The sequence below is a fragment of the Paratractidigestivibacter sp. genome (assembly GCF_052362415.1).
GTDB lineage: Bacteria > Actinomycetota > Coriobacteriia > Coriobacteriales > Atopobiaceae > Paratractidigestivibacter.
The window spans coordinates 1-3,623 of sequence record NZ_DAWEMK010000067.1; the positions used below are offsets into that span (position 1 = coordinate 1).

The 3,623-nt window shown below is 59.9% G+C and carries 5 protein-coding genes; 3 read left to right on the forward strand and 2 right to left on the reverse strand.

Annotated elements, in window-relative coordinates; all coding sequences use genetic code 11:
• Positions 1 to 454 (reverse strand): BRO-N domain-containing protein (locus ACT84W_RS07295; protein ID WP_444328722.1); only part of this gene is annotated, 454 nt, incomplete at its 3' end.
• A gap of 12 nt (positions 455 to 466) precedes the next feature.
• The gene (locus ACT84W_RS07300; protein ID WP_444328723.1) at positions 467 to 694 is read right to left on the reverse strand and encodes a helix-turn-helix transcriptional regulator; all 228 of its coding nucleotides are present in this window, start codon (positions 692 to 694) and stop codon (positions 467 to 469) included.
• A gap of 114 nt (positions 695 to 808) precedes the next feature.
• Between ACT84W_RS07300 and ACT84W_RS07305 the strand changes: the two genes are divergently transcribed.
• The 3 genes from ACT84W_RS07305 to ACT84W_RS07315 all read left to right on the forward strand — a co-directional run bounded on the left by ACT84W_RS07305 (position 809) and on the right by ACT84W_RS07315 (position 3,156).
• On the forward strand, positions 809 to 1,159 hold the full coding sequence (locus ACT84W_RS07305; RefSeq protein WP_444328724.1) for a helix-turn-helix domain-containing protein: 351 nt from the start codon (positions 809 to 811) through the stop codon (positions 1,157 to 1,159).
• A gap of 40 nt (positions 1,160 to 1,199) precedes the next feature.
• Complete coding sequence (locus ACT84W_RS07310) at positions 1,200 to 2,093, forward strand: hypothetical protein (RefSeq protein ID WP_444328725.1); 894 nt, start codon at positions 1,200 to 1,202, stop codon at positions 2,091 to 2,093.
• A gap of 61 nt (positions 2,094 to 2,154) precedes the next feature.
• The gene (locus ACT84W_RS07315; RefSeq protein ID WP_444328726.1) at positions 2,155 to 3,156 is read left to right on the forward strand and encodes a virulence RhuM family protein; all 1,002 of its coding nucleotides are present in this window, start codon (positions 2,155 to 2,157) and stop codon (positions 3,154 to 3,156) included.
• Positions 3,157 to 3,623 lie beyond the last annotated feature (467 nt).

Sequence of the window (3,623 nt, forward strand, 5' to 3'; positions counted from 1 at the left end):
CGTCGGCGAAGAGGGCCTTCGGCTCCAGCTCGGCGATGCGGTCGCGCTGCCGGTCGATGGTCTGCTGCGCGAGAAGGACCGCGCGGGCCATCGTCTGCTCGGGCGTCTCGTCGCGCGCGACCATGTAGCCGCCGTCGCGCCGCAGGGCCGGGAGCACCTCGTGCGTGACCCAGCGCTTGAAGACGTGAGCCTCAGGCTTTCGCGACCTGAGAATCAGCGAGTAAAGGCCAGCTTCCGAAACAACGAGAGGCTTTCGACCCCCGGCAACCCCAATACTGTTGGGGTTCGTCTCCCTCACCTCATCGGCGTCAAGAATTGCGCGAACGGTATCGGTGCGGATTCCGAGCGCGTCGCAAACGTCCTTGGCAACAAACCAAGGCTCGCCGCTCTCGCTGCGGACGGCTCGAACCTGGCCGAACTGGTCGTTTTGGAATACCTGGATGCTTTTGTCCATCTGAAACACCTCCTAATCGGAAACGAGTTCTTTGAGCGAAGACAGCGCGAGGTCATCAAGAGAAACGTTGATTGCCTTGGCAATGGCGCAGGCGTTCTCAAGATTTGGCACCGCTCCGGCCTTCAGGTAGTTGTTGACCATCTGCCGGGAGATGCCGGTCTTATTTGCGAGCTCGCTTGCCTTCATCCCTCTGTCTGCCAGCAGGACCTGCAATCGATGTCCGAATGCCTCAGAGTCCATTTCCACCTCCTTGATTTGCCGTTGCGGCAATTACAAGGCTTATAATATCCCGCACAGGCAACTTGTCAACAGTAAAATTTGCTTGTACGGGAAATTAGAAGCCGGAGGTGTGCTTTGGAGACAAGAATCAGGGAAATCCGCGAGCAGCTTGGTATCAGCCGAAAGGACTTAGCCGATAGAACCGGCCTCTCCTACACAGCCCTCACCAAATGGGAATCAGGAACGAACGAAATAGGTTTCGATAAAGCCGTCGTTATAGCCAGGGCGTTAAGGTGCAGCGTTTCAGATCTGGTCGAAAACCCGCCCCAGCACGACTACGAGTTCGACCGCCTCGCGCGCAACTACCGCGCCCTGGGACCGGAGGGCCGCGCCGCGCTGGTCGCAACGAGCGACGCTCTGGCCGAGAGGCTCCCGCAAGCCCCCGAAAAAGTGTCTGGGGGGGGGTCCGTCCATGACCGTGCTTAGGCTGGCGGCGTAGATAAACGAGAAAGGTAAGGAGGTATTCATGGGGCTGTTCAGCTCATTGGTCAAAGCGATTCTGGCGAGCAATGGCGCGCCTCGCTCTGCCGCCATGTCCGCACAAGATGGTAGGCACCCCGCCGCGCGCGTCATAGACATCGACGGCGATTGTGAGAAGACGGTGTTTGCCTACGTCGGTGTGCCCTTCAAGGGCATCCGGAAAGGAGCCGAGTTCTACGTCGATCCACTCGGTCGCGACATGGTCATCCATAGCAAGTCGACCGGTACGACGGCGGACAGCGCCGAGTTTGGAGATACGCCACTTTCCTACAACGGCACCGCATTCGGATTTACCTGCTCGGGACTCGGTTTCCTCAAGGAGATGGTGGCGGCCGGCTTCACGATCCGTCTCAAGGTCAAGAAGACCGGCATGTACTCCCCCGGCGTCCCCGAGCTAGTCAGCCTGACTGCGGAGCCCCGGCTCTTGGAGCAGTGGTGGGAACGCCAGAAGACGCTGACGACTCCCGTTCCGTTCTCCGAGGAAGACGAGCTCATTAGACACGAGGCTAGACGCGAGGCGCAGTATAAGGCCAGTGTCGCCCAGGCGAGGCGCAGGCGGACAGGCATGGAACTTGCAAAGGATTCGCTTGAGGTATGGATTACCGTTACCGATCGAAACTGGATTGGCGGCAAACTGCCCAGAAAGGACTTCCGCTTCACTCCGTCATTTGAGATAGTCCCAACGCCAAAGGGCTCGTCGGCAAAGCCTCATATCAAAGTGATCGCCGACGGCAATCCGCTCGTCGAGATTAACGCCAGGAGCAACGAGGCTTACAAGCGAATCTCCGCAAACAGGGAAAGACCGTGCCGCGCCATCTACATGTGGGACTACTACCAAGACGGCACCGACCAGACAAAGCTCTATCTGGTATTTGACTAGACGAGAAGGGCTGGAAGCGGATCAAGTAAGGTCCGCGTAGGAGCACAACGAAGGAGGAAGAATGAGCGAGGAGACGAATACCGCACAGATTGTCCTGTATCAGTCCGAGGGCGCGAACGTGCCCGTCGAGGTCAGCTACATTCAAGGCACCTTCTGGATGCCGCAGAGGCGGATTGCCGAGCTGTTCGGGACTACGAAGCAGTCGATTAGCTACCACCTCGGGAACATCTTCAAGGATGGTGAGCTGGAGCAAAATTCAGTTGTCAAAGAAATTTTGACAACTGCCGCCGACGGGAAGAACTACCGCGTGAAGTTCTATTCCCTCGACGCGATTCTCGCCGTAGGATACCGCGTCAACTCGGTGAAAGCCGTCAGGTTCAGGCAGTGGGCCACAGCCACCCTCAAGGAATACGTGACCAAGGGGTTCGTCCTGAACGACGACATGCTCAAGAACGGCAGGCCCTTCGGCGAGGACTACTTCGACGAGCTGCTTGGCCGCATCCGCGACATCCGCGCCAGCGAGCGCAGGGTCTACCAGAAGATCACGGACATCTTCCAGGAGTGCAGCTTCGACTACGACAAGGACTCCGACATAGCCAAGCGGTTCTACGCGACCGTCCAGAACAAGCTCCACTACGCGGTGACGGGCCACACCGCGGCCGAGATCGTCCAGGGCCGCTCGGACCCCTCCAAGCCGCACATGGGGCTCACCTCGTGGAAGGGCGGCCCGGAGGGGCGCATCCACTCGACCGACGTCACTGTCGCGAAGAACTACCTCACGGAAAAGGAGATAAAGGAGCTCAACAGGCTCGTGACGATGTTCCTCGACACCGCCGAGGACAGGGCCGAGCGGCACGTGCTTACGAGCATGGCGGACTGCGACGAGCTGCTGAACGGGTTCCTCACGTTCAACGGCCGCGAGGTCCTCAAGGGCCTCGGCACGCGGACGAAGAGCACTGCGGACAAGATCGCGAGGGAGCGGTTCGCTGAGTTCCAGCGCATCCAGGACGCCGAGTGGCAGAACGACTTCGAGAAGATGGCGAAGGGGCTGGAGGGGAAGTAGCCCGTAGTGGTGCGCGTGGGCTGCCATTTTGCCGAGGTCAGCAAAATGGTTATCCACCTGGGGCGCGAACGAAAAAACGCCCCCACCCCGAAGGGTGAGGGCGCCCCCACTTATCCGCCGAACGTATCGTCGCGGCCTCGTGTTCCGCGCGGCCCAGGGTTGCGGTCCCTGTCGCCATCTAGAAACCGCGCGGCGGCTATCGGAATTCTACCAAAAACGTGCCCGTGTCTTGATTGGCGGGAAGCAACAAGAGTTGCTTGTAGGTTCGAAATGACCACTCAAAAAGGAGGGGCGTGTCCATGGCGACGAAACAGGCGGCGGTCGGCGTGAGGCCCGTGAGGCCCGGCGTGTGGGACCTCACGGCATGCCGAGGGTACAGGCGCGACGGCGGGCAAAGGCGCCTGCGCGAGCGCTTCGAGGGAACCTTCTCCGATGCGGTCGCACGCAGGCAGGAGATGGTCGCCGAG